A 24,471-nucleotide genomic window follows, 5' to 3' on the forward strand; every position below is an offset into this window, starting at 1 on the left:
CCAGCTTTGCCCATGAACGAACTGCTCAAAAACATCCGGCGCCGCAAAAACGCTTCGGCCATGCTTTCTGACTACCACAAAAGTGGCGAAATTGCCGGCACAGACCTGGTACGCACCTTACAGCTAAAAGACCTGGTATCCTTTGGTATTGCCGCCATTATCGGGGCAGGCATTTTCAGTACCATCGGCAACGCCAGCGCAGCAGGTGGCCCGGGGGTTTCGCTGCTTTTCATTTTCACCGCCATTGCCTGCGGCTTTTCAGCCTTATGCTATGCGCAGTTCGCGTCCTCTATCCCTGTTTCGGGCAGTGCCTATACCTATGCCTATGCTTCGTTTGGCGAGCTGGTCGCCTGGATCATTGGCTGGGATCTGTTGATGGAATACGCCATCGGCAACATCGCTGTGGCCATCTCGTGGTCCGATTATTTTACAGCCGTGCTGAACGGCGTGGGCCTGGGTATTCCCAAATACCTGTCGATGGATTACCTGAGCGCCTCCCGCGGCTATGCCGAAGCGGTCGCGCAACTGGCGCAGGGCAATGCCCTCTCCTCGCTGCCTTTCAATATTCAGGAAGGCTACCTGGCCTGGCTCAATGCCCCGGCGATCGGCAACTTTAAACTCATTGCTGATATCCCCGCCCTGGGCATCACCGCCCTCATCACGTACCTGGTGTATGTGGGGGTAAAAGAATCAAAACGCACAGCCAACATGCTGGTGCTCCTTAAACTGATCGTAATCCTGATTGTGATCTCGGTCGGTGCTTTCTACATCAACCCCGACAACTGGAGCCCTTTTGCGCCAAATGGTGTGAGCGGCATCCTGAAAGGCGTATCGGCAGTGTTCTTTGCCTATATTGGCTTTGATGCCATCTCTACCACCGCCGAAGAATGCGAAAACCCACAGCGCGACCTGCCCCGGGCTATGATCATTGCCCTTATACTTTGTACGGTCCTCTATGTGATCCTGGCGCTGGTACTCACCGGCATGGTGCCTTATTATGAGCTGGCTGTGGGCGATCCGCTGGCGTTTGTGTTCTCCCGCGTTAACCTGGATGCCATTGCCGGTATCGTAGCGGTGAGCGCCATTGTGGCCATGGCCAGTGTGTTGCTGGTGTTCCAGTACGGGCAGCCGCGCATCTGGATGAGCATGAGCCGCGACGGCCTGTTACCCAAAGTGTTCTCCCGCATCCACCCCAAGTATAAAACACCTTCTTTTGCCACGATCGTAACCGGTTTTGTGGTGGCTATTCCGGCGCTGTTCATGAACCTGACCGAAGTGACCGACCTGACAAGTATAGGCACCCTGTTTGCTTTTGTGCTGGTTTGCGGGGGCGTGCTTATTCAGGAAGATTACCACGAGGTACCGGCTGGTAAGAAGATATTCCGGGTGCCCTACATCAATGGCAAGTATATTCTGCCGCTGCTCATGATTGTGGGGTTAGGCGTACTGTTTACCTACAACCGCGAAGGCATCGACACCTTTTTAAGTATGCGCAATGGCACCGAACAGGGATGGGACGTTTTTAAACACAAGATTCCGTTGATCGGCTTTTTTATCGTTACTGCCGTGATCACCGTGCTCACCTTTACCCGCAATTTCTCGCTTATACCGGTGCTGGGTCTGCTGACCAACCTCTACCTGATGACGGAACTGGGCATTACCAACTGGAGCCGCTTCTTAATCTGGCTGGTGCTGGGCCTGATCATTTACTTCTTCTACGGGTATAAGAACAGCAAGCTGGCTAAAGCGGAAGAACCTGTAAGCGTATAACTACTTTTTTCGTTTCAGAGTAAACGCCTGGCAAAACAAGCTCTTTATTTTCAAGCTAGTTTTGCCAGGCGTTTCGGTTTTACATCCAGGTACATCGCTTCGGAGCTGGTGAAATAACCACTTGTCCCAAGCCAGGCAAAAGCCATCCGTTAACAGGGTGGCTTTTGCTTTTTTAAGCAGGTATACTCCCTCCGAAAGTTGACCTGTGGAAGTATTATTTACCCGATATGAACCCTACTTAACTTTCAATATATTTAATATAGTATATTAATTTTCTTAGGTCCGCCTGCCAAACATTTGAGTAGCGACGCCGTATTGAAAGAGACATTAACCACATTTCTAATCTATTGAGAACAAACTAATTTTAAATCTATGGCACAAACAGTAATAGGCATTTTTGATAATGCAGGAGAAGCGCAAGCCGCTGTAGCAGAATTAACCCGCAACGGCTTTAACCGCAATAACATTGACGTATCGGACCGCCGCAATGCCGATGTTGCCGCTACGGGCACTGTGCTGGACACACATGAGGAAGAAGACACCGACAGCATCGGCGAATTCTTCAGAAACCTGTTCGGAAGCGACAAAGACAAACACGAACATTATGCTGAAGTGGCCCGCCGGGGCTCTATCGTGACTGTGCATGCCCAATCGGCTGATGAAGCAGAACGTGCAGCCGACATTCTGGATAACCATGGCGCCATCGATATAGACGAACACGCCACAAAATATCAGGCAGGTGCAGGGATGGGCGCCGCCGCAACCGGACAGGCCATGGGAGCTGCTGCTACCGACAAAAACCTGGATGTAACAGGAACTGACCGCACCAAATCTATTCCTATTATTGAAGAGAACCTGCAGGTTGGCAAGCGCGAAGTACAAACAGGTGGTGTGCGCATCCGCAGCCGTATTGTAGAGCGCCCGGTAGAGGAGCGCCTGCGCCTGCGCGAGGAGCATGTATGGGCAGAACGCCGTCCGGTAAACCGTCCGGCTACAGAGGCAGACCTGAACAGCTTTAAGGAGGGCGAGATGGAAATGACCGAACGAGCCGAGGTGCCGGTGGTAAACAAGGAAGCCCGCGTGGTGGAAGAAGTGAACCTGGGTAAAAAAGTAGAGGAACGCGAGGAAAGTATAAAAGACACTGTTCGTAAAACCGACGTGGATATCGAGAAGCTTACGCCGGAGGAAGAACGTAACAGACTTCGCAATACTGACCGCCCCGGACCTGGTGGACCTGGACCTGACCGTCCGGGCAACGTATAATTACTTGTATCCTAGCAAACCTATTAAGAAGCGGCAACCTGTAAACAGGCTGCCGCTTCTTTCATAAGCGATACACCTCCATTCAATGACCGAATCCGAACCTTTTTATAAAAAGAGCACGACCATTTTGTTCGGCCTTATCCTGCTGGTCTATGTGCTCTACCTGCTCGCCGACATACTTGTTCCGCTGGCTTTCTCGGTTTTACTGGCCGTGTTGCTCAACCCCCTCTACAACCTGCTGCACCGGCTGCGCATACCCAAGCTCCTGGCTATTATCCTGACGTTGCTGATTGCCATCCTCATACTGGCCGGGCTGTTATACTTTCTCTCCTCCCAGATCATCCAGTTCGGGGAGATGGTGCCCCAGCTCAAAGAAAGGTTTAGCCTCATCCTTTCGAACCTGAATAGCTGGATCGAAACGACTTTTGGTATCACGATCGAAAAGCAGATGGAACTGGTTAAGGAGGCGGCTAACAGCAGCAAGGCCCTGGTAGGGCAAACACTGAGCGGCGCCCTTGGCATGTTCAGCGTACTGGTGCTGATACCCGTTTATATTTTTCTGCTCCTCCTGTACAAACCCCTTCTCCTGAATTTTATTTTTGAAGTGTTCTCTAAAAAGAACTCCGAGAATGTGACCGTGATACTGGGAGAAACCAAATCAGCCATACAAAGCTATATTGTGGGCCTTCTGATAGAGGCTGCCGTTGTAGCCGTGCTGAATGCGGCCGCCCTGCTTATACTGGATGTACGGTATGCTATTCTGCTGGGCGTAATAGGCGCTATCCTGAACATGATTCCCTACATTGGCGGCCTGATCGCGATCCTGCTGCCTGTGCTGATCGCTACTGTTACTAAGGAGGGGTATACCACCCAACTGGCCATAGTAGGGGCTTACATCCTGATCCAGTTCATCGACAACAACATACTTGTGCCCCGCATTGTCTCTTCCAAAGTGCAGATCAACGCGTTGGTTTCTATCCTGGTGGTGCTGCTGGGCGGCGCGCTGTGGGGGGTATCGGGCATGTTTCTCTCCATCCCGATTGTGGCCGTGATCAAGATCATTTTTGACCGCATCGAGCACCTCAAGCCCTGGGGAAAACTCCTGGGAGATCAGATCCCGAATGAGTATAAGGTACAGGCCAAAACCTCGAAGACTTCCTGACGCGCGTGTATACCTGGCTTGCGCCTGCAAAGCAGCTCTTCACACATCAACTTCTTATAACCAAAACAGCCGCAGCTTAACACTGCGGCTGTTTTGATTTTAAGATTTACGCATTCATTTTAAGTATGCGCCTTAGTGATTTACCGGTTATACCCTCCCATGTAGCCAAAGTTGCGGTCATTGTTGTTGGTCTGGTCGCGGGAGCCATAATGATCGTTTCCAAAATCCCGGAACTCGTCTTCGTTGCCATAGGAGGCATCGTGGCGGTAGCCATGGTTGCCGCGGCTGTCGAAGTTCCGGTACATGTCGCCTTCTTCCGGATTGTCGTAGTTGGGATTATAGCCCTCCGAGTAGCGGTAATGTCGCGGCGCCCGGCCATATGGTCCTTCAGCATACGGGAAGTAATCGATGCGGTCGAGGTCATTCTCGGCCGCTCCGTGGCGCTGGCCATACTCCATGCTGCGCGGGTTATCCGAATAATTGGAGATATCATACATTTCGTTGTAGCGGTCTTCGCGGGTGCCTGCCTCTCCCCCGCTTCGGCCATACTGGCGGCTCTGCTGGATACGGTAGTGCTCGCCGGGCTCGTGGCGGGTATCCCCTAAATAAGCATTACGCCGCCCCTGGTAAGGGCCGCTGTTCGGATGGTCTTGTTCGTTGTTGCGGTATTGGCGGTTATAGTCGCCATAAGTATGCTCTCTGTAGTTATTCATAGGTTTAGAAGTATCAGGCGGCACCTGGCGCAAAGCCCGGTGCCGCTTTCTGGTTTAAAAATGCATTTTATCTGTTGCGGTTGCTACCGGCATTATGTTGGTCATACCTGTCGTGGCGCTGGTCGGCATGGCCCTTGTTCCAGCGATCCAGGTTGCTGTAATAGCTGCCTTCGCCATAATGTGTCTGGCCTTCGGAATAGTTGCGGCCGGCAAACCCGCCGGAATAGTCGTTGTCATAGTTAGGATTATGCTGCTCGTAACGGCGGTAAGACTCCTCATCACCGCGCGAGTTGCGAGCCCGGTTCTCGCCTGAATTACCTCGGCGCACATCGTGCCCGAAGCGTTCATCAGCCATACCATACCTGTTATCCGAAGTCCGGTTGTGGCGGAAAGCATCATAGTCCCTGTCGCTGTAATCTGCGCGGGCATCATAGTGCCGGCCGGAATTATAAGCATCATCCCCAGTATAGGTCATGCCGTAGGGGTTATTGCTGTGGCTTTGGCGGGTAAAATCTTCGCCGCTATATTGGGCGCCGCCTGCCTGAAACCTACCTTGCGGAGACATTTGCTCCTGATCGGCGTTGGAGTTAAAGCTGTTGGGGTCGCCCCACTGGTTGTCGGCATTATCACCGTAGCCCCTGTTAAAATGCGTGTCCAAGGTATAGTTGCCGCGGTCTGAATTTTCGCCCCGGTGATAGCCGTGCAGCCAGTGGGCATTATCAAAATCACGGTCGTTGTACGCTTCTTGTCTGTTTCTCATAGCATGTATGTTAGGTTAATTGATCACGGGTATTTCCCTTATGTGTACGGCAGGTAAGGGGGAATAGGTTAACCGAGAACAGCAGTGCGCCTAACCCTGTGTTGCGCTATGCCGTTTAAAAAGACAGGACCAAACTATGAAAAAACGATGGAAGGAAACGATTGGTATAACAGAACCGGCTATACGGATTACCGAAACCACCTTGGCGGCGATGACCGCCCGATAGACCAGGACAGATTCAGGGGATCTTACCGGTTCGATAACGAAAGCCCCGACCGCAACGAAACCACCTACAATGGCTTTGATCGAAGCGAGCACCGCCAGCAGCCACAGAACAGAAGAGCCGGTGAGCTGAGCAACCGCCGTGATTTTGAACGCGATTGGAGCGGCACCTATCACAACGACCGGAGCCCGGGCCATGATTTTGAACACGACAGCAAGTATACGTTCCGCGACGAGCGGGGCCATTCCCGTAACTGGAACACGCAGTTCCAACCTACCAGTGGCAGCTATGGCAGCCGCTCAGGTGGCAACGCGGATCAGGAGTATAACCGCAGCCAGAACGAGGACTGGCGCCGGTCAGGCCACAGTAATTTTAATGCTACTTATAACCCTGACCACTATGGCAGCGGCCATGGCGAGAACTATGGCAACATGGCTGGTTCGCTAAGCTACGGCTATGATGGCTCTACGACCTACAACCAGGACTGGAACAGACGGTACGATCCGCTGAGCGGCGAGTTACGCAACTCACGGCCTAGTTACCACGGCCATTACACCAGCCGGCATCCCGACTTTTACAGTGAAGGCGAACGCCGCCGTAACTCAGAAGATTTCCGAGACCTGGACCGATACTAAAAAATAAACTAAAGGACGCTTGCGATTATACTTCCGCCAGCGCCTCACACCATAAAACATAAGCTATGAAGAACGATAAGAATGCACCTAAAAAAGATATGCTCAAAAAGGAGGATACGAACAAAACCACGCCCACTGGTGCCAGCGTACCCAATATTCATCCCACCGGAAAGCCGGAGAAAGTAAACGAAGAGGAGCTGATGCGTGGGCAGGTAGGCGGTGTGCCGTCGCAGAAAAGCGGCAGCAGGGGCAGCGCCGATGGGCAGGATGGCGGGCAGGATACGGGCAGCAGTGCCGGCAGCCATTAAGGTATAACTTTAGCTAATGCGCTCCGATGCCCGGAACGCAAACTGTGTATAAACAGCAAAGGGGGCAGCCATGATGGCTGCCCCCTTTGCTGTTTATAATCTCCGTTGTAAGGAATCTATTAGTTGCCCGTTGTGCCTCCGCCAGTGGTTGTACTGCCTGTAGTACCGGAAGTAGTAGAACCGGCTGTTGTGGCTGAGGTTGTTGTTCCGGACGTTGTACCACCTGAGGTCGTTCCTCCGGATGTAGTCATACCACCAGTACCGGATGTAGTAGTGCTGCCTGCTGTGGTGCCGGTTTTAGCAGTGTCAGTACCAGTGGAATCGGTGATGTCGCCATAGCCCGTCAGGTTGTCGGTAGACTCGGGAGCGCTCTCCGTGGTATTCTTATAATTATCTTCCGAAGGCATGTCGCCGTTGTTGCCGCCACAAGAAACCAAACCCATGGTTAGGGCCAGGGTGGCTACCGATAAAATTCCTTTGCAGTATCTTTCCATAAAATTCAGTTTAAGTTTGTTCCGTGCATTACGGCGCTCGTTCCTGCCTACTGATTCTAGTATGGCAGCGAAGCCGTACCGGTGTATACGGCCCGACTGACCTTTCGCTTTATTATACTTCAAATACCTGGCACAATACAAATATGCTCGGCTGCAAAACTTATAGGTAAGACGGAAGATGATAATTACTGTAGCTCTTCCTGCTCCATGTACTCCCAGACAGCATCTTCGCTGAGGCCCTTTTTGGCCGCATAGAGCAACATGGTCGTATAAACTGTTATTAAAAGAAAGCTGAGCGGAATGGAAAAGATAAATGAGAGAATGAGGGTTTTTACCGGATCAGGTTTCACTTTTACCTTGGTAGAGGCATACCAGAAAAATAAAACATTAAATATCCCGGACAGGGCTATAAAATTAATAGCATCTACCATTATCGCTAAGTTAAATAATATGATTTTCCCTTGAGTTATTTCCTGCACAACCCTGCCCTGTGCTGCTGCCAGCGGGCGTATGCAAGTATAAAGACGCTGGCTTTAATGAAAGTAGCTGTTGCAATTTAACGGACGAGTTGCTGAACTGCAAGCATTTATTTCATAATTTTTCCACTGCTCAGGGGTAGCAGCAACCAGGTGCCGGCAGGCGACTGCGCTGCCCGCCGGCTTCCCTTTAAAGTATAAACTAGGTTTGTATTGGCGATGGTTCGGCTACTTTCACCAACTGCTTGCCGGTATTTTCGCCGGTAAACAAGCCGAAAAAAGCGTTTGGCAGATTCTCAAACCCTTCGATAATATGCTCCTGGTACTGCAGCTTCCCTTCCTGCACCCACCGGGCCAGGTCCCGGGTAGCTTCCCCGAAGTGGCTGGCATAGTCGCTAACAATAAACCCCTTCATCAGGGCACTTTTTTTCAGCAGCGTTCCTTCCACCCGCGGCCCGACAGGAGGCGTGGTGGCATTGTACGTCGCGATCTGGCCGCAAATAGCAATGCGGGCGAACTTGTTTATCCGGGCATAAACGCCATCAGAGATCTCCCCTCCCACGTTGTCAAAGTATATGTCCACACCATCCGGACAGGCTTCTGCAATGGCTGCGCCAATGTTGTGGGTAGTTTTATAGTTAAGAGCAACATCAAAGCCGAGCTCCTCGGTCAGGTAGCGGATCTTCTCATCCGATCCGGCAATACCTACTACCCGGCAGCCATTGATTTTTGCCAGCTGGCCCACCACCGTCCCCACGGCCCCGGCCGCACCGGACACCACCACGGTCTCTCCGGCTTTTGGTGCGCCGATCAGAAACAGGCCGCAGTACGCTGTAAGGCCTGGCATGCCCAGAATACCCAGGTAATAGCTGAGGGGCGCGACCTTTTGGGGTAACTTGTTCAGCCCGGAGCCATCTGAAATGCAGTAGGTTTGCCAGGGAAGCGTACCCAGTACCACATCGCCTTTTGCAAAGTGCGCGTGCCTGCTTTCCACCACTTCGGCCACCACGCCGCCCGTGATGGGTTCGCCTACAGCATAAGGTGCTACATACGATTTGGCATCGCTCATGCGTCCGCGCATGTAGGGGTCCACCGAAATATATAAGGCTTTCAGCAGCAACTCTCCCTCTTGCGGCGATGGCATTTGCTGCGCATCAAATGCAAAGTTTTCTAAGGTGGGCATACCTTTGGGCCGGCTTGCCAATCGTATAATTTTTGCTTCCATCGTGTTTCCAGTCAAAGTATAGTTTACGTGTACCGGCGGGCATAGGAGCATTTCTTTGAACTTTTACATTGATATGAGCCCGGAAAGAGCCAGGCGCGCTGGAATTATGAACAAAAATCTTCTGTTTAAAGTAGTTGTTATTTATATATATTACTTTTATTGTACTAAAAGAAAATTCCTCCTTTAAGCATACCTCTCTCTGAAACACAAACAACTATGCGGCAAACCCTTACTATCATTACATTTATCTTCTTACTCCCTTTGCTGGCAGCGGCACAATCAAACTTCCGCCCGGGCCTGGTTGTTACCACGCAGGGCGATACGCTGCGCGGCTACATCGACTACCGGGAGTGGCGCAACAGCCCGGAAACCATTACCTTCAGGACCACGCCAGACGCAGGCACCGCACAGCAGCTCACGCCCGAAAACAGCCGCTACCTGGAGGTGAGTGGCCTGGAAGCATACCAGCAGTATCATGGCCCCATAAGTATGGACCAGATCCAGTATAACCACCTGACGGTGGGCCCGGATACCAGCAGACTTACAGCCACCGTATTTATGAAAGTAGTTTCAACCGGAAAGAACCTGCGCCTCCTCTCATATACAGATAACATCAAAACCCGCTTTTTTTTGGCGGAAAGGCCCCAAGGCCAAGTATACGAACTGGGTTACCGGAAATACTTTGTGAACACAAACCAAGGTAGGAAAGTGAATACCCTAAATCTTTATGCCGGGCAGCTGGTGCTTGCCGCTGCCAAGTATGGGCCGGTTTCAGAGGAACTGAAGCAGCAGATTTTCGGGGCAGATTATTCCACCGCTGCTTTGGCCGCGGTAGTAGCTGCCATTAACGGTGCGCAGAAACCTGTAAGTGAGAAAGCCGGCTCCCGACCTTCCTCCCTCCGGTTTTTTGTAGGCGCAGGTCTGACAGCAAGCAATGCCCGATTTAAAGGTGCTGAGGTGATGGCAGCAAGCGGTGGCCCGCAAACTACGCTTGCCCCTACGCTTATACTGGGCTTTGATAAGTTTGCAAACCCTAATACCAGGCGCCTATTCTTCCGGGCAGAGCTATCCTATACAGCTCCCTCACACTTTGATTTTTATGCCCGCGAGCACAGGTACGGAAGTACGCTAAGCTACTATGATCACAACTACAGCTTTTCACAGCAGACGCTGTCCGCCAGCCCGCAGGTCATGTATCATCTTTACGCCAAAGGCAACATCAGATTCTATGCAGGCGTGGGTGCAGGCTTCAATTTAAGCGCTTATGCCGGGAACGAATACAAGATAACGTACATCATCAACGCAGAGCAGGGAGTTGCCCTGGCACCGGATAAAACACCGGACTATGCCTCTTTTAATACCTTGTGGATGAATTTTTCAGCGAAAGCCGGCCTTGTTTTGTTCGACAGAGCGGAAGTAGCCTTTGCTTATGCGCCACCGGTTCCCATCGCCCATTCAGCTAACTATACGCTAATGGAATCGTGCTTACAGGTGGGCTTTCGTTATTACCTAACCAGGTAAAATGTATCTTGCCCGGAGATTTATACTCTTATGATGCAGACACTACCAACTTTAAAAAAGGTCACCACTACTGCCCTGGTGCTGCTGGGGCTGCTAACAGCCAGCTGTAAAACAACGCCGGCCACGCAAAGCCCTGCGCAAGGCGCGCTGGTCAGCGCCCAGGACAGCCACATTGCCTACCAGGGCCGCATCGGGCACGCCGGGCCGGATGCAGCCGAACTGTACTGGTCGGGGACTACGATCCGCCTCAATTTTGAGGGCACCACGGTGAAAGCGTGGCTCAAAGATGAAAGCGGAGATAACTACTATAATGTGATCGTGGACGGTGACAGCCTGCACCTGCTGCGGCCGGACACAACCCGCAGGGCGTATACCTTAACATATAATCTACCCGAAGGGAAACATACGCTCGAGCTCTTTAAGCGCACGGAATACGACCGGGGCAAAACCCAATTTTATGGGTTTGAGCTGGGCAGCGATACCAAGTTACTGCCGCCACCGGCACCTCAGAAAAGACGAATCGAGTTCTATGGCAACTCCATTACGGCCGGCTATGCCGTGGAAGATAATTCCGGCAAAGACCAGCCCGACAGCACCTACACCAACCACTACCTGAGCTATGCGGCCCTGACAGCCCGCCATTTTAGTGCGGCCTCTCACGTCATCTGCAAAAGCGGCATTGGGGTGATGGTGAGCTGGTTTCCGTATACCATGCCCGAGATCTTCGACCGCCTGAATCCGGCCCTTCCGGAAAGCAAATGGGACTTCACAAAGTATAAACCCGATATAGTGGTCATTAACCTGTTGCAAAACGACTCGTGGCTGGTAAAGCGGCCGGAGCATGATGAGTTTAAACGAGTGTTTGGCACCACGCCGCCTTCGCAGGAATTTATCGTCAATGCTTACCGCTCCTTTGTGCAGCAGATCCGGGCCAAATACCCGGATGCGCAGATCATCTGTATGCTGGGCAATATGGATATTACCAGAGAAGGCTCACCCTGGCCCGGGTATGTACAGCAGGCGGTAGCAGGTATGCACGATACGAAGATCCATACCTTGGTGGTGCCCTACAAAAACACGCCGGGGCACCCCGACCGACAGGAACAACAGCAACTCGCCAACAGCCTCATCCGCTTTATAGAAAGTAATATAAGCTGGTAGGTGCCACCTGCCATAAAAAAAGCGGCTCCCTTACCCGGGAGCCGCTTTTTTTAACCAACAAGTATAAATGCTGTTTACGCCAAAGCCAGTGGTTGTGGTATACTTTGCTGATACGTTGTCAGGAAGGTTGCCAGTTTGTCCATGGTATGGGCCAGCTGGTTTGCCTCCGGCAGGTATACGATGCGGAAATGGTCGGGCTGCTGCCAGTTAAAGCCGCTGCCCTGCACCAGCAGCACGTGTTGTTCGCGCAGAAAATCCAACACCAGTGCCTGGTCATCCTGAATGTTATACTTGCGCACATCAATTTTAGGGAACAGGTAAAATGCGCCTTTGGGCTTCACGCAGCTTATACCCGGTATGGCTGTGAGTTTCTCGTAGCAGAGATCGCGCTGCATCCGCAGCCGGCCGGTGGGCAGCACCAGTCCCTGCATGGTGTGGTCGCTCTCCAATGCTGTTTTAATGGCGTATTGGGCTGGCACATTGCTGCACACGCGCAGGCTGGCCAGCGTATTAAGGCCATCCAGGTAAGCAGCTGCTTTGGCACGGGCGCCACTCACCACCATCCAACCGGCCCTGAAACCCGCTGCCAGGTAGTTCTTGGAAAGCCCGCTAAAGGTTACGGTCAGCACCTTGTCCGAGAAACTACCCGTGGCATGGTGCACCGCCTCGTCATACAGGATCTTATCGTAGATCTCATCCGAAAAAAGCACCAGTTCATGCTCTTCGGCCAGTTGCACCAGCTGCTGCAGTACCTCGCGGCTATACACCGCGCCGGTCGGGTTGTTGGGGTTGATGATCACCAGCGCCCGTGTGCGGGATGTGATCTTGCTTCTGATGTCTGCCAGGTCCGGGTTCCAGTCTGCTTCCTCATCGCAAAGGTAATGCACGGCCTTGCCACCCGAAAAGCGCACAGCTGCTGTCCAGAGCGGGTAATCGGGGGTGGGCACCAGCACCTCGTCCCCGTCGTTGAGCAGCGCCTGCACCGCATGCAGGATCAGCTCACTTACGCCGTTACCAATAAAAATATCATCGGTGTGGACGCCCAAAAGGCCCTTACCCTGGTAATATACCTGCAGTGCCTGACGCGCTTCGAGCAGGCCTTTATGATCGGAGTAGCCCTGGGCCAGCGTTAAATGCTGCACCAGCTGCGCCACCAATTCCGGGGCGGCATGAAAGCCGAAGGGAGCCGGGTTCCCGATGTTCAGTTTGGTAATCGTATGCCCTTGCTGCTCCAGGGCTTTTGCCTGCTCATAAACGGGCCCGCATAGTTCGTAATGAACACTATCCAGGCGTGTGCTGCGCTGTATCATATGCTGAAAAAAATTTATCAAAAGTAATGTTTTGCCCCGATTATAGTAGAATGCTTTGGCCCCGAACAAAAAAATTGCCAACCGCATTCCCGCAACAGCTAACCGGGCCAAAACCTTTTCCGGGCGCAACGACTAAAACAGAAGGATGAAGTGCCCGATGCACGCGATTCGGAACCCCTATAAGGAGTTTTTCAGGAGAATAACTACCTTTGTTTTGCAACACACGAAAAACAGCTTTACTTTTACTCCCTTAATCAAAATTTAGCAACAGATTATTGTATGGCAAACACCGCTGATATTAGGAACGGATTGTGTATGGAGTTCAACAACGACCTGTACGTTGTGATCGATTTCCAGCACGTAAAGCCAGGAAAAGGCCCTGCCTTTGTTAGAACAAAACTCCGAAACATAAAGACGGGCAAGGTAATCGACAACACCTTTTCTGCCGGACATAAGATCACGACTGCCCGGGTGGAACAGCGTCCGCACCAGTTCATTTATAAGGATGACCTGGGCTACAACTTCATGGACATGAACACTTTTGAGCAGGTGACGCTGGAAGATGCCATGGTTCCTTTTGCGGACCTGATGAAAGAAGGCCAGGAAGTAACCATCCTGTTTCATGCCGAAACCGAGACACCGCTGACCTGCGAGATACCTCCTTTTGTTGAACTGACCATTACGTATACCGAGCCGGGCTTAAAGGGCGATACTGCTACCAACGCCTCCAAGCCGGCTATAGTAGAGACTGGCGCTACCATCCAGGTGCCTTTGTTCATTGGCCAGGACGAAAAAATCAAAGTAGACACTCGTACTTATTCATACGCTGAGAGAGTAAAATAACCCATGAAAGCTAAAGAAATCCAGGATCTGATCGACTTTATCGCCAAGTCTGGCCTTAACAAAGTCAACATCGAAACAGAAGAGTTTAAAATTTCGGTGCAGCGCGAGCCTAACCAGAAAGTGAAGTATGTAAGCGAGCCAGCACCGGCAGCCGCAGCTCCAGCCGCTGCGCCCGCACCACTGCCTCACCCGGCAGCAGCTGCTACGCCTGCGCCAGCCCCTGCTGCTGCGCCCGCCGCTTCTGACGACAGCAAGTATATTGCCATCAAAGCGCCGATGATCGGAACGTTTTACCGCGCTTCCAGCCCGGAATCGCCTATTTTTGTGAACGTAGGCGATGAGGTGAAAAAAGGCCAGGTGATCTGCATCATCGAAGCCATGAAACTCTTCAATGAGATCGAGTCGGAAGTATCCGGCAGAATTGTAAAAGTGCTGGTAGACAATGCCAGCCCTGTCGAGTACGATCAGCCCCTGTTTCTGGTAGATCCTAGCTAATTTTCCAATTTGAAAATTTGGAAGTGCGAAAATTTGGAGATGGAGATGGTCTTATAAACGTCTCCATTTTCATTATTCATACTTTTCAAATCTGCAAATCTTCAAATCTCCAAATCTGAAACCATGTTTAAGAAGATATTGATCGCCAACCGAGGCGAAATAGCATTGCGCATTATCCGTACGTGCAAGGAGATGGGCATTAAGACGGTAGCCGTATACTCTACGGCCGACAAAGAGAGCCTGCACGTGCGCTTTGCCGATGAGGCAGTTTGCATCGGGCCTCCCCCCAGTGCGCAGTCGTACCTGAACATTCCCAACATCATTGCGGCCGCCGAGATCACCAACGCCGACGCCATTCACCCGGGCTACGGCTTTTTGTCTGAGAATGCCGAGTTTTCGCGCATCTGCGCCGAAAACAACATCAAATTCATCGGTGCCACGCCCGAGATGATCAACTCCATGGGCGATAAGGCATCGGCCAAGGCTACGATGAAAAAAGCCGGTGTACCAACCATTCCGGGTTCCGAGGGACTGCTGAAGAACATGGAGGAAGGTATAAAGCTGGCTCAGAAAGTGAAGTACCCGGTTATACTTAAAGCAACAGCAGGTGGCGGTGGCCGCGGCATGCGCATTGTGCGCAACGATTCTGAGTTTGAGAAAGCCTGGAACGATGCCCGCACCGAGGCCAAAGCCGCTTTCGGAAACGACGGCATTTACCTGGAAAAGTTTGTAGAAGAGCCACGCCACATCGAGATACAGCTCATCGGTGACCAGCACGGACACGTAGCGCACCTTTCGGAGCGCGACTGCTCCATTCAGCGCCGCCACCAGAAACTGGTAGAAGAAACGCCTTCGCCGTTTATTACCGACAAGCTGCGTGATAAAATGGGCGAAGCCGCCATTGCCGGCGCCAAAGCCATCAATTACGAAGGCGTGGGTACAATCGAGTTCCTGGTAGACAAGAACCGCGACTTCTACTTTATGGAGATGAACACGCGTATCCAGGTAGAGCACCCGATCACGGAAGAGGTAATTGATTACGACCTGATCAAAGAGCAGATAAAGGTAGCCGCCGGCGAGAAGATCTCAGGCAAGAACTACTATCCGAAGATGCACGCCATCGAGTGCCGAATCAATGCTGAAGACCCCAAGAACGGCTTCCGTCCGTCGCCGGGCAAGATCACGACGCTGCATGTGCCGGGTGGCCATGGTGTTCGCGTCGATTCGCACGTTTACTCTGGCTATACTATCCCGCCGAACTACGACTCGATGATCGCAAAGCTTATCGTAACGGCCCAGACGCGGGAAGAGGCTTTGGTGAAAATGAAGCGCGCCCTGAGCGAGTTCGTGATCGAAGGGGTGAAAACCACCGTGCCTTTCCACCTGAAGCTGATGGATGATACTGGTTTCAAGGAAGGAAACTTCACCACAGCTTACCTCGAGAATTTTGATTTTGATGCTTTGTAGCAGCAATATATTTCCTTTTATAAAAGAAAACCCGCAGCCACTACCCGGCTGCGGGTTTTCTTTTATACTTGCATAGTTTATACTTCAGTGATGACCCTTTATCGTTCAGGAGTCGGAATCTAGGTTCTCTTTATACCTTGTCCATACTTCTGTTACGAATGCCAGGCGCTACTCGGTGGCATAAGGGAAGTTACGGGAAACCTTGCGCATCATGCGCTCCACCATATCGTCGGTAGAAGCCAGGATGTCATCATCCATGGTCTTAAAGAAGCGCCAGAGCAGTTCGCCGTCTTTTCCGTCACTGATCGTCATGGTAAGTGAGCCTGAACCGGTTTTGCCTCCCAGGCCGCCCAGCACCACAGCTGTCGCCAGTGCGGCTCCTTCTGATTTAGACTGCTCCATATCGAACTTGCCGCCGATCACGGCATCCACGCCCAGCACTTTGGCAATTTCATCGCGCGTATACTCCTGCAGGTGCTCAAACATGCCGGCTTTTCGCAGCAGGATGTTGGTTTTCTCTACATCCTGGAAGCTCACCGAATAGGCCTTGGACTTTCGCAACAGGTAGGTATACATGCTGTTCTGGATGTTCTGCGCCAGCGTAATTTCCTGGTCGCGGTTCGCTGCGGCGCTGAAGTTCTTCGGCTGCTTTTTGTAAGTGATCTTCGCCTCGAAGGGCAGAATGGCCACTGTCTTGTGGTGAGGCAGCGCGGAACGCAGGTTCGGACTCTCAAAAACCTGTTTGGTGCCTTCTCCCCGAAAAACCTGCGCCTGGGCAAAAGAGGCAATCAAGGCGATAACGAACAATAGATAATATCTTTTCATTTTAGAATGACTTTAAGGTGATGATAATAATTGATATCAGAGTGTAGCAGGGCGAGGCAGTTCCAACTGCCCCGCCCTATCCTACTCCTTTTACTGCAGGGAAAGCTGCGGCTTCAGGCCTTCGCCGTCGTCATCTCCCTCGATCAGGGTAAACTTGCCGCTGTAGCTCCCTTTAAGCACCTTACCGCCTGCTGTCTGCAGGTTGTAAGACATTGTCAGGTTCGGCAGGCTGCCGCTCACGTCGATGGTGCCCCCGGTAATTTCAATGTCAGCCTCCTCTTCCCAGTTGCTGTCCCCATCTGAGTCGATCATGACCATTGTTTGAAAGAAGAAGGATTTTCCGCCATACTTGGCTTCCAGTTCAACTTCCTCCAGGTCGGTATCCGCAGATAGGTCCGCATATACAAAATGGCCTGTTTTAAAGCTGTTGCCACCGGCCGAGAAAAGAGGAGTAAGTATCGCGATCTTGCCGTTCTGGAGATCATTGACCTCGCCATTGCTGCCAATGGTTGGCGTGCCGTCCGTTATCAGGAAGTAGTCCATGTAGTGGGTATCGTCCCCTCCAAACAAACTCAGCGAGCCGCCATTCAGGTAAAAGCCATTTTTGATGGTATAGCCCTGCCCGTTATACTCGGTGTTGCCCGAGGGTGTAGGAATAACATCCGTATCCTGGTCATCATCTTGGGAGCAGGAAGTAGCCAACAGACCAAGAGACACAGCCATAACGGCAAGCGGAAAGCGAAATAAATTTTTCATAGTTGTAGATTTTATAATAGTATATGATTTTGTTTTAAATTCTTGAAGGGGGTTTTGTGCGACTGGAACAGCACCTTAGAACTTTGCCGCTACTCCGAGGCGCAGGGCGGTTACGCCATACCCCACTTCAGCAAAAGCGCCTACTTTATCGGTGAACATGTAGCGGCTACCGACGTGGATGCCGGCAAAAACACCGCCGGCATAGGGACTTTCGAAATCCGTATCCGACTGGTTATCGCTGTACCAGGCTGTCCGCACGCCTACAGAAACCCCGGCATACGGATCCCATTTGCTGGCTTCGTTGCCGGAAAGCACGTCAATCAGGTGGTAAGAGCCGCGGGCGCCGAAATAAACAAAATTATAATGCCAGCTATAGCCGCCTGCCTTGTAGCCGTAGCGGGCATAATCGACAAAACCGCCTGCCGATATATTGTTTTTGATGTCTACTTCCAGCGAGGCACCGATCGGTATGCCGCCGGCCGTATAAGCGCCAATACCGATGCCGGCATTCAGGTACTTGTTCCGGGCAGTAATTTGCGCCTGCGAAGGCAAGGCCAGTGCGGTGGCAGCGGCCACACAGAGAAACGAAGTAATGATCTTTTTCATAGTGTTAATTTTTAGCGTTGAATAAGTATGGATTTAGTTTTATAGTTATCCGGGTCAGGCAAAGGGTTGAGGGCAGCAGATTTTAACATGAAAGGGCGTGGAATGCCTGCCCAGGAAAATAAGCGTAACTGCCTATAATGCTGGGTTAGAGTGTGCTTGGAAGCAGGTTTAAAATCTTGCTGTGAACTTTTATCCTTAAGCTGCCTTTGCGGCTATATATTATATCTCAGGCAGTTAGCGAATAAATTCTTAAAGTAGTTAGCGAAGGAATCTGATCGGAAATTGGAAGTACTACAGCCTCCTAATTTTTAGTTGATAAGCCCGGGCCAAAGGGATTAGGGCAAAACCTGCATAGTCGTCTGACAGGTTAAAACAGACGGCCCAGCTATTCATCTCGCTGTGTATCTGCTGGTCTAGGTGTATACTTTCTCGTTTCATAATTCATTTTATACTTGGTTTTTTCACATTTGCAAAGTATATGCCAAACTGTTATATTATTGACATTCAATTTATTATAAATATTTACTATACTTGACAGCTCGAATAGTTGTCCAGAACTGAACAAGCTCTGTCCGGAACTGAACAGGCTGAAGGATTGGGAATATAGCTTAGCGAAAACCGGACACAAGGGGCATAAAAAAAGAGCCCCACCTGTTAGTGACGCTCTTTTCCCATTGTGTTATACTTCCTCTTAATATCAGACCTTCGCGTTGTTTCCTTCTTCCTCGGCTACAAGTTGCTCCAGCTCCTGGTACCAGTCTTTGCCATACTTGCGGATAAGCGGCTCTTTGAGGAACTGGTACACACGTACGCCCACGTCCTCGCCAAAGCTGCAGGCCGGGTTGCAGATATGCCAACGATCGTAATTGAGGGCTTCAAAATCATCGTATTTCGTGATGCGGATTGGGTATAAGTGGCAGGAAATCGGTTTCTTCCAGTCGATCACGCCGTCTAAATACGCCTGCTCTATCGCACATTTCAGCACTTTATGCTCATCATAGATCGCGTACGCGCACTCGCGGTCCCCGATAGTTGGGGTGGAGTAATCGCCTTCAAAGTCCATCACATACAGGCCCTGCTCCTCGATGGCCTGTTTGCCGGCACCTGACATATAGGGCTTTATTTTATCGTAATGCTGCTCCAGCAGGTTGAGCTCACTGCCTTCCAGCGGCGCGCCAAGGTCTCCCTCCACGCAGCAGGCGCCCTTGCACCGCTCCAGGTTGCACACAAAAAATTTTTCGCGGATGTCGTCGCTGATAACGGTATTCTGAAGGACTATCATGGTTTTTTATTGACGAAAGACAAAGGACAAAAGAGCATAAAGCTTTTTACGTTCATCCTCTTTAAGTATAGAGGAGACAAAGGTAGCGGGAAAATAGTTTAAAATTGCTGTTTCAGCCCAAGCCATACTTCCCGAAGCAACAAGGGCCCTTATCTTTCAGCCTTTGATTAAAAGCTTATAGTTGACCCCTATTGCCTGGGTTGCGGCGAGCCGGCTGCCAGCAAAATGTTCTGCACGTTTTCGTGTTTAGTAAAATCGATGGCGGCCTTGCCATTGTTGTCGGTCAGTTTGGGGTCGGCGCCTGCCTGCAGCAGCGCAAGGATGATCTCGTAGTTGGCATCCATTTCGCAGGCCAGCATCAAGGGCGTTTTGCCATCCTGGTTGCGGATGTTTGGGTTAGCGCCCGAAGCCAGCAGCTTGTTCATCTCCAGAATACCGATATGCTGGCCAATGGTAGCCTGCAGGGCCTGCGCCAGCACCGTATTGCCCTGCTTGTCGGGCACATTCGGATCAGCGCCGTAGCGAAAAAGCGTGTCGAGCAACTGCACCTGTTCCTGCTCAAAAAACTCCGTCTGGATGCGTGAGCAGTTCACCACATAATGCAAGGCTGTTTTTCCATCCAGATCCTGGGCATTTACTTTGGCCCCTTTCCGAAGCAGCTGGCTGGCCGTTTTCAGTCTTACTTCCGGCTCATATACTACGCCGTAATCTTCCAGCAGCATCGGTATAAAAACGGTATGCATCAGCGGCGTACGGCCATGCAGGTTGGCTTCGTAATCATCGGGTACCGCCTGGGTGTTCACATTGCCGCCGGCGGCAATCGCCCGTTTCAACATGTCCGGGTCGCGGTTAATGGCCGCAATCACCACCTTCTGGTCGGCAGTCTGGTTGATGTAGCGCAGCTGCTCATAGGCGCTTATACTTCCTTTAGAAACAGCCTGGCGGTAAAGCTTACGGGCTTCAGGAATGTTCACCTCCCCTATCGTGCCTTCTTCATATAGCAACGCCAGGGTATAGAGTGCCTCCCGGTCGCCGGCGGCCGCTCCTTTTTTCAGGTAAGCCACCGCTTTTTCGGTATCTTTTTTCACGCCTTCCCCATCCAGGTACATGTTGGCCAGGTAAGTATAAGTCACCACATCGTTCTTCTGCGCGGCCCGGTTCAGATAATTCAGTGCCAGACCCAGGTCCTTCAGTTCCCCGAAACCGGTGTAGTACATGCTCCCTAAAATGCGGTTACAAAAGGCATCTCCTTCCACAGCTTTCTCCCGTATCTCGATAGCCGCCGTGCGCATGTGTTGCAGAAAACGCTGCTTGTCTTCCTGCGTCTGCAGGATCATCATCTCCGCCTGGCCCAGGTGCCCCAGCACGCTGCCGCTGTCTACGGCCGCCTGGTAGTAATAAGCAGCAGAATCTTTGTTGGCAGCAAAAAATTTCTCAGCATTCTGGATCTGTTGCAGCGTATCGACCTGCACATCTTTATACTTGAGCTGGCGGTACTGGTGCATGCGGCCAATAAAGTATAAGGCATCACTATCGCCTTTGCTGGCGCCCTCCTTAAACTTAGCGTATGCTTCCGGAAATTTCAGCGAAGTATAATAGGCCAGGCCTTGCTGGACGGCAGGGCTGCGCCAGATCAGCTTCTCAGCCTGCACCGGGGCTGTTGTAACGGCTTTGGTGGCCGCTTTACGGGTGCCTGTTGCCGCTTTTTTAGCAGGCTGGGTGGTTTTTGCTTTAGCGGGAGCAGCCTTTGGTTTGGTCTGGGCAATCGCTAGCGGGCTCATCAATGCAAAGCACAACAGCAACATAAGCGTTTGCAGGGCGAAACGGTTATGCTTTTTCAAAAGAGTGTCGGAAATATGTTTCATGTGCCTCAAAATTACAGCTATCATGGCTCTAAATCAAAAATAGCACCAGAAAGCCTTTTTTTCTGTTTTTAAGCCCCGTGCTAAACGCTTTGTGGCTGCCTGTTGTTCATCTGTTAAGGTATGGGCGCCTGTTGCTGCCGGCAAAAGTGGCCTTGCCATTCTGAAAACGAAATTGTATTTGTAACTTGCATAGATTTTAAGATGCACGCGGAAGAGAAGAAATGGATTACTTAAATTTATTGAACGAATCGCAGCGCGGCGCGGTGCTGCACACCGAGGGCCCGGCCATGATCATAGCGGGTGCCGGCTCGGGCAAAACCCGGGTGCTCACCTACCGGATCGCCCACCTCATCAGCCTGGGGGTGGATCCGTTCAACATTCTGGCCCTGACCTTTACCAACAAAGCGGCCAAGGAAATGCGCCACCGGATCGAGAAGGTGATCGGCAACGAGGCCAAAAGTATCTGGATGGGCACGTTCCACTCAGTCTTTTCGCGCATCCTGCGCGCTGAGGCAGAGAAGATCGGCTACCCCAAAAGCTTTACCATTTACGATACCGACGACTCCAAGACGCTCATTCGCAATATTGTGAAGGAGATGATCCTGGACGATAAGCTGTATAAGCCGAACGTGGTGCTGGGCCGTATTTCCTCAGCCAAAAACAAGCTGATCTCGGTGCGGCAGTACCTCAACGATGCCGTGATACAGGCGGACGACGAAGCGGCCATGCGGCCCAAGATCGGCAAGATTTACGAAATGTACCAGAACCGCTGCTTCCGGGCTGGCGCTATGGACTTTGATGACCTGCTGTTCAACACCAACGTGTTGTTTAAAGACCACCCGGATGCGCTGAACAAGTATCAGAACATCTTTAAGTTTGTGATGGTGGACGAGTACCAGGACACCAACTACTCTCAGTACTTGATCACGCGCAAACTGGCTGCCCAGAACCGTAATATCGTGGTGGTAGGCGATGATGCCCAATCGATCTATGCCTTCCGGGGCGCCGATATTCAGAACATCCTCAACTTTGAGCGCGACTACCCCGAGCTGCAGGTCTTTAAGCTGGAACAAAATTACCGTTCCACTAAAAACATTGTGCACGCGGCCAACTCGGTGATCAAGAACAACCAGGCGCAATTGCGCAAAGATGTTTATACCGACAACGAACAGGGTCCGCTGATTGAAGTAATAAAGGCCAACTCGGATAACGAAGAAGGCAAACTGGTGGCCACCACTATATTCGAGGAGAAGATGAACAACCACTTCTCCTATGACGATTTTGCCATCCTGTACCGCACCAATGCGCAATCCAGGGCCATGGAAGAAGCCCTGCGCCGCATGAACATCAAGTATAAGATCATCGGTGGCCTGTCGTTTTACCAGCGCAAGGAGATCAAGGACCTGATCGCTTACCTGCGCCTGACGGTGAACCCGAATGATGAACAGGCCCTGCGCCGGGTGATCAATTACCCCAAGCGCGGCATTGGTGAAACCACCGAGCAGAAGCTTTTTGTGCTGGCCAACGAAACCAACCACAGCGTGTGGGAAGTGGTGCAGAATGCCAGCCAGTTTATGGGCAACCGCGTGGGCAACGCCATCGAGAACTTCGCCATCATGCTCAAGAGCTTTGCCGTAATGACCGAGCAGAACGATGCCTTTGAGGTAGCCAAGCACATCGCCAAGCACTCAGGCATAGTAGACGATCTGTACCAGGATAAAACCGTAGAAGGCCTGGCCCGTTATGAGAACATACAGGAGCTGCTGAATGGTATAAAAGAGTATGTGGACGATCCGGAGAAGGAAGACAAAAGCCTTTCCTCGTTCCTGCAGGACATTGCCCTGATAACGGATGCCGATACAAAGGCTGATGATGGCGGCGAATTTGTGACCCTGATGACGATCCACTCGGCCAAAGGCCTGGAGTTTAAGAACGTGTTTATCGTGGGGATGGAAGAAAACCTGTTCCCGAGCCAGATGATGCTTAACTCACGGGCCGACCTGGAGGAAGAACGCCGCCTGTTTTATGTGGCGATCACGCGGGCCGAGAAAAAGTTATACCTGACGTACGCCACCAGCCGTTACCAGTGGGGCAACCTGCGTTCCTGTGAGAAGAGCCGCTTCCTGGATGAGATCGATCCAAAGTACCTCAACTTTAAGTATGGCGAGGCAGTAGCCACAGGCAGCGTACTCGATAGGGTATTGCAGCGCAAGAGCAGCATCGGTAGCCTCGTAACGCCGCCGCCCCGCAAGCAGGCAGCAACCAACTATACGGCCCCCGCTGATTTTAAGGCCAGCGACACCTCCGCCCTGGCAGCAGGCATGAAGGTAGAGCATCCCAAATTCGGTTTCGGCGTAGTAACCAAAATGGATACCCAGGGCAACAGCACCAAAGCCATCATCAACTTTGACGAAGTAGGCGAAAAAACCCTGCTGCTGAGCTTTGCCAAACTGCGCATACATGAGTGATTTAATTATAAATTATGAATTAAAAATTAGAAATTGGAAGTCTAAGATAGAAGTATAGCGAATTACTTCTGTGTGTTGCCTCATCCGAAATCCTTAATTCTTATTCATACATGCACGTTGTGCGTATCTATCATTTCTAATTCCTAATTTTGAATTTCTTAAAAAGACATAATGGAAGCTAGTACCACCTTTAAACAAGACCTGTTATTGCGCGAGTACGGCCGGAATGTGCAGGACCTGGTAAATTATATCAGCAAAGTGGAAGACCGCGCAGAGCGCACTCGTCTGTCGCAATTGCTCATCAACCTGATGGCCAAGCTAAACCCGCAGCTGCGCGAAACCCAGGACTACCAGCAAAAGCTCTGGAACCACTTGTTCGTGATGTCGGGCTCTACGCTGGATGTGGATGCGCCCTACCCGCTGAATGCGATGGAATACCTCAACGACAAGCCGCAGCGCATGGAGTATTCGCTGGTAACGCCTCGCTTTAAGCACTACGGCACCAATGTGGAACTGCTGATACAGAAAGCTATTGAGCTGGAGGACGAGAAAGAACGCGAAAGCGCCACCATCTCCATCGGCAAGCTGATGAAGACCCTGTACCGCTCCTACAACAAAGACAGCATTACGGACGACGTGATCCTGGACGACATCCGCTCTATTTCCAAAGGCAAGCTTAACCTGGATCTGAAAACGGTTGAAAGCAACAACCTGTTCGAATCCAATATGAAGCCGCAGCAGCCTGATAACAACCCACGCAGCATGCAGCAACAAAACCGCGGCGACAACAGACCCCGCAAAAACAACCCGAAATCTTCTTCTAACAACAGAAATAAGTAGTAC

23 protein-coding genes are annotated in these 24,471 nt (G+C 51.5%); 12 read left to right on the top strand and 11 right to left on the bottom strand.

All coding sequences use genetic code 11. The annotated features are described in order from the left end of the window. Positions 1 to 12: 12 nt before the first annotated feature. The 3 genes from LWL52_RS10430 (at position 13) to LWL52_RS10440 (ending at position 4,195) form a co-directional block, all read left to right on the top strand. Positions 13 to 1,770 (top strand): amino acid permease, encoded by a 1,758-nt coding sequence (locus tag LWL52_RS10430; RefSeq protein ID WP_242919555.1) that lies wholly within the window; start codon positions 13 to 15, stop codon positions 1,768 to 1,770. A 372-nt stretch (positions 1,771 to 2,142) separates the two neighbouring features. Further along, entirely contained in the window at positions 2,143 to 3,033 is an 891-nt protein-coding gene (locus LWL52_RS10435) for a YsnF/AvaK domain-containing protein (protein WP_242919557.1), read from the top strand. An 85-nt stretch (positions 3,034 to 3,118) separates the two neighbouring features. Next, positions 3,119 to 4,195: an AI-2E family transporter gene (locus tag LWL52_RS10440; RefSeq protein WP_242919559.1), complete on the top strand. Its 1,077-nt coding sequence runs from the start codon at positions 3,119 to 3,121 to the stop codon at positions 4,193 to 4,195. Between the two features lie 140 nt (positions 4,196 to 4,335). On the opposite strand, the gene LWL52_RS10445 is transcribed toward LWL52_RS10440, so the two are convergent. Beyond that, positions 4,336 to 4,908 (bottom strand): hypothetical protein, encoded by a 573-nt coding sequence (locus LWL52_RS10445; protein WP_242919561.1) that lies wholly within the window; start codon positions 4,906 to 4,908, stop codon positions 4,336 to 4,338. A 67-nt stretch (positions 4,909 to 4,975) separates the two neighbouring features. After that, positions 4,976 to 5,668: a hypothetical protein gene (locus LWL52_RS10450; RefSeq protein WP_242919563.1), complete on the bottom strand. Its 693-nt coding sequence runs from the start codon at positions 5,666 to 5,668 to the stop codon at positions 4,976 to 4,978. Positions 5,669 to 5,815: 147 nt separating this feature from the next. Between LWL52_RS10450 and LWL52_RS10455 the strand changes: the two genes are divergently transcribed. Continuing rightward, positions 5,816 to 6,526 carry a hypothetical protein gene (locus LWL52_RS10455; RefSeq protein WP_242919565.1) on the top strand — a complete coding sequence of 237 codons (711 nt, stop codon included), beginning with the start codon at positions 5,816 to 5,818 and terminating at the stop codon, positions 6,524 to 6,526. A gap of 65 nt (positions 6,527 to 6,591) precedes the next feature. Next, positions 6,592 to 6,834, top strand: a complete 243-nt coding sequence (locus LWL52_RS10460; protein ID WP_242919567.1) for a hypothetical protein — start codon at positions 6,592 to 6,594, stop codon at positions 6,832 to 6,834. A gap of 119 nt (positions 6,835 to 6,953) precedes the next feature. Here LWL52_RS10460 and LWL52_RS10465 read toward each other — a convergent pair whose 3' ends face one another. The 3 genes from LWL52_RS10465 to LWL52_RS10475 form a co-directional block, all read right to left on the bottom strand. Further along, entirely contained in the window at positions 6,954 to 7,328 is a 375-nt protein-coding gene (locus LWL52_RS10465; RefSeq protein ID WP_242919569.1) for a hypothetical protein, read from the bottom strand. Between the two features lie 185 nt (positions 7,329 to 7,513). Then, positions 7,514 to 7,759, bottom strand: a complete 246-nt coding sequence (locus tag LWL52_RS10470; RefSeq protein WP_242919571.1) for a hypothetical protein — start codon at positions 7,757 to 7,759, stop codon at positions 7,514 to 7,516. A 247-nt stretch (positions 7,760 to 8,006) separates the two neighbouring features. Then, positions 8,007 to 9,029: an NADP-dependent oxidoreductase gene (locus LWL52_RS10475; protein ID WP_242919573.1), complete on the bottom strand. Its 1,023-nt coding sequence runs from the start codon at positions 9,027 to 9,029 to the stop codon at positions 8,007 to 8,009. Positions 9,030 to 9,245: 216 nt separating this feature from the next. Between LWL52_RS10475 and LWL52_RS10480 the strand changes: the two genes are divergently transcribed. Both LWL52_RS10480 and LWL52_RS10485 read left to right on the top strand, forming a co-directional pair. Then, complete coding sequence (locus LWL52_RS10480; RefSeq protein ID WP_242919575.1) at positions 9,246 to 10,550, top strand: hypothetical protein; 1,305 nt, start codon at positions 9,246 to 9,248, stop codon at positions 10,548 to 10,550. Positions 10,551 to 10,580: 30 nt separating this feature from the next. Next, entirely contained in the window at positions 10,581 to 11,711 is a 1,131-nt protein-coding gene (locus tag LWL52_RS10485; protein ID WP_242919577.1) for an SGNH/GDSL hydrolase family protein, read from the top strand. Between the two features lie 74 nt (positions 11,712 to 11,785). On the opposite strand, the gene LWL52_RS10490 is transcribed toward LWL52_RS10485, so the two are convergent. Next, entirely contained in the window at positions 11,786 to 13,021 is a 1,236-nt protein-coding gene (locus LWL52_RS10490) for a pyridoxal phosphate-dependent aminotransferase (protein WP_242919579.1), read from the bottom strand. A 279-nt stretch (positions 13,022 to 13,300) separates the two neighbouring features. Between LWL52_RS10490 and efp the strand changes: the two genes are divergently transcribed. The 3 genes from efp to accC all read left to right on the top strand — a co-directional run bounded on the left by efp (position 13,301) and on the right by accC (position 15,826). Beyond that, entirely contained in the window at positions 13,301 to 13,864 is a 564-nt protein-coding gene (gene efp / locus LWL52_RS10495) for an elongation factor P (RefSeq protein WP_242919581.1), read from the top strand. 3 nt (positions 13,865 to 13,867) lie between these two features. Further along, entirely contained in the window at positions 13,868 to 14,359 is a 492-nt protein-coding gene (accB, locus tag LWL52_RS10500) for an acetyl-CoA carboxylase biotin carboxyl carrier protein (RefSeq protein ID WP_242919583.1), read from the top strand. A 123-nt stretch (positions 14,360 to 14,482) separates the two neighbouring features. After that, positions 14,483 to 15,826 carry an acetyl-CoA carboxylase biotin carboxylase subunit gene (gene accC, locus LWL52_RS10505; protein WP_242919585.1) on the top strand — a complete coding sequence of 448 codons (1,344 nt, stop codon included), beginning with the start codon at positions 14,483 to 14,485 and terminating at the stop codon, positions 15,824 to 15,826. 168 nt (positions 15,827 to 15,994) lie between these two features. Here the strand turns inward: accC and LWL52_RS10510 are convergent, their stop codons facing one another. The 5 genes from LWL52_RS10510 to LWL52_RS10530 all read right to left on the bottom strand — a co-directional run bounded on the left by LWL52_RS10510 (position 15,995) and on the right by LWL52_RS10530 (position 21,136). After that, positions 15,995 to 16,651 carry a hypothetical protein gene (locus LWL52_RS10510; protein ID WP_242919587.1) on the bottom strand — a complete coding sequence of 219 codons (657 nt, stop codon included), beginning with the start codon at positions 16,649 to 16,651 and terminating at the stop codon, positions 15,995 to 15,997. A 90-nt stretch (positions 16,652 to 16,741) separates the two neighbouring features. Then, positions 16,742 to 17,407 (bottom strand): hypothetical protein, encoded by a 666-nt coding sequence (locus tag LWL52_RS10515; RefSeq protein WP_242919589.1) that lies wholly within the window; start codon positions 17,405 to 17,407, stop codon positions 16,742 to 16,744. A 75-nt stretch (positions 17,408 to 17,482) separates the two neighbouring features. Beyond that, positions 17,483 to 18,013 carry a hypothetical protein gene (locus LWL52_RS10520; RefSeq protein ID WP_242919591.1) on the bottom strand — a complete coding sequence of 177 codons (531 nt, stop codon included), beginning with the start codon at positions 18,011 to 18,013 and terminating at the stop codon, positions 17,483 to 17,485. Between the two features lie 697 nt (positions 18,014 to 18,710). After that, complete coding sequence (locus LWL52_RS10525; RefSeq protein ID WP_242919593.1) at positions 18,711 to 19,295, bottom strand: DUF3109 family protein; 585 nt, start codon at positions 19,293 to 19,295, stop codon at positions 18,711 to 18,713. A gap of 188 nt (positions 19,296 to 19,483) precedes the next feature. Further along, entirely contained in the window at positions 19,484 to 21,136 is a 1,653-nt protein-coding gene (locus tag LWL52_RS10530) for an ankyrin repeat domain-containing protein (protein WP_242919594.1), read from the bottom strand. Between the two features lie 245 nt (positions 21,137 to 21,381). On the opposite strand from LWL52_RS10530, the gene LWL52_RS10535 reads away from it, so the two are divergent. Both LWL52_RS10535 and LWL52_RS10540 read left to right on the top strand, forming a co-directional pair. Continuing rightward, positions 21,382 to 23,628 carry an ATP-dependent helicase gene (locus LWL52_RS10535; protein ID WP_242919596.1) on the top strand — a complete coding sequence of 749 codons (2,247 nt, stop codon included), beginning with the start codon at positions 21,382 to 21,384 and terminating at the stop codon, positions 23,626 to 23,628. Positions 23,629 to 23,799: 171 nt separating this feature from the next. Then, on the top strand, positions 23,800 to 24,468 hold the full coding sequence (locus tag LWL52_RS10540; RefSeq protein WP_242919598.1) for a DUF4290 domain-containing protein: 669 nt from the start codon (positions 23,800 to 23,802) through the stop codon (positions 24,466 to 24,468). Positions 24,469 to 24,471: the final 3 nt, after the last annotated feature.

Origin of the sequence: Pontibacter liquoris (assembly GCF_022758235.1) — a bacterium.
GTDB lineage: Bacteria > Bacteroidota > Bacteroidia > Cytophagales > Hymenobacteraceae > Pontibacter > Pontibacter liquoris.

Bases quoted from the DNA above. Each gene is read 5' to 3' on its own strand.
- LWL52_RS10540 (WP_242919598.1), top strand. From the start codon at position 23,800: ATGGAAGCTAGTACCACCTTTAAACAAGACCTGTTATTGCGCGAGTAC.
- LWL52_RS10470 (WP_242919571.1), bottom strand. From the start codon at position 7,759: ATGGTAGATGCTATTAATTTTATAGCCCTGTCCGGGATATTTAATGTT.
- LWL52_RS10460 (WP_242919567.1), top strand. From the start codon at position 6,592: ATGAAGAACGATAAGAATGCACCTAAAAAAGATATGCTCAAAAAGGAG.
- LWL52_RS10515 (WP_242919589.1), bottom strand. From the start codon at position 17,407: ATGAAAAATTTATTTCGCTTTCCGCTTGCCGTTATGGCTGTGTCTCTT.
- LWL52_RS10510 (WP_242919587.1), bottom strand. From the start codon at position 16,651: ATGAAAAGATATTATCTATTGTTCGTTATCGCCTTGATTGCCTCTTTT.
- LWL52_RS10430 (WP_242919555.1), top strand. From the start codon at position 13: ATGAACGAACTGCTCAAAAACATCCGGCGCCGCAAAAACGCTTCGGCC.
- LWL52_RS10450 (WP_242919563.1), bottom strand. From the start codon at position 5,668: ATGAGAAACAGACAAGAAGCGTACAACGACCGTGATTTTGATAATGCC.
- LWL52_RS10490 (WP_242919579.1), bottom strand. From the start codon at position 13,021: ATGATACAGCGCAGCACACGCCTGGATAGTGTTCATTACGAACTATGC.
- LWL52_RS10435 (WP_242919557.1), top strand. From the start codon at position 2,143: ATGGCACAAACAGTAATAGGCATTTTTGATAATGCAGGAGAAGCGCAA.
- LWL52_RS10480 (WP_242919575.1), top strand. From the start codon at position 9,246: ATGCGGCAAACCCTTACTATCATTACATTTATCTTCTTACTCCCTTTG.
- accB (WP_242919583.1), top strand. From the start codon at position 13,868: ATGAAAGCTAAAGAAATCCAGGATCTGATCGACTTTATCGCCAAGTCT.
- LWL52_RS10535 (WP_242919596.1), top strand. From the start codon at position 21,382: ATGGATTACTTAAATTTATTGAACGAATCGCAGCGCGGCGCGGTGCTG.
- LWL52_RS10485 (WP_242919577.1), top strand. From the start codon at position 10,581: ATGATGCAGACACTACCAACTTTAAAAAAGGTCACCACTACTGCCCTG.
- LWL52_RS10475 (WP_242919573.1), bottom strand. From the start codon at position 9,029: ATGGAAGCAAAAATTATACGATTGGCAAGCCGGCCCAAAGGTATGCCC.
- LWL52_RS10525 (WP_242919593.1), bottom strand. From the start codon at position 19,295: ATGATAGTCCTTCAGAATACCGTTATCAGCGACGACATCCGCGAAAAA.
- LWL52_RS10520 (WP_242919591.1), bottom strand. From the start codon at position 18,013: ATGAAAAAGATCATTACTTCGTTTCTCTGTGTGGCCGCTGCCACCGCA.
- LWL52_RS10455 (WP_242919565.1), top strand. From the start codon at position 5,816: ATGGAAGGAAACGATTGGTATAACAGAACCGGCTATACGGATTACCGA.
- LWL52_RS10445 (WP_242919561.1), bottom strand. From the start codon at position 4,908: ATGAATAACTACAGAGAGCATACTTATGGCGACTATAACCGCCAATAC.
- LWL52_RS10465 (WP_242919569.1), bottom strand. From the start codon at position 7,328: ATGGAAAGATACTGCAAAGGAATTTTATCGGTAGCCACCCTGGCCCTA.
- accC (WP_242919585.1), top strand. From the start codon at position 14,483: ATGTTTAAGAAGATATTGATCGCCAACCGAGGCGAAATAGCATTGCGC.
- efp (WP_242919581.1), top strand. From the start codon at position 13,301: ATGGCAAACACCGCTGATATTAGGAACGGATTGTGTATGGAGTTCAAC.
- LWL52_RS10440 (WP_242919559.1), top strand. From the start codon at position 3,119: ATGACCGAATCCGAACCTTTTTATAAAAAGAGCACGACCATTTTGTTC.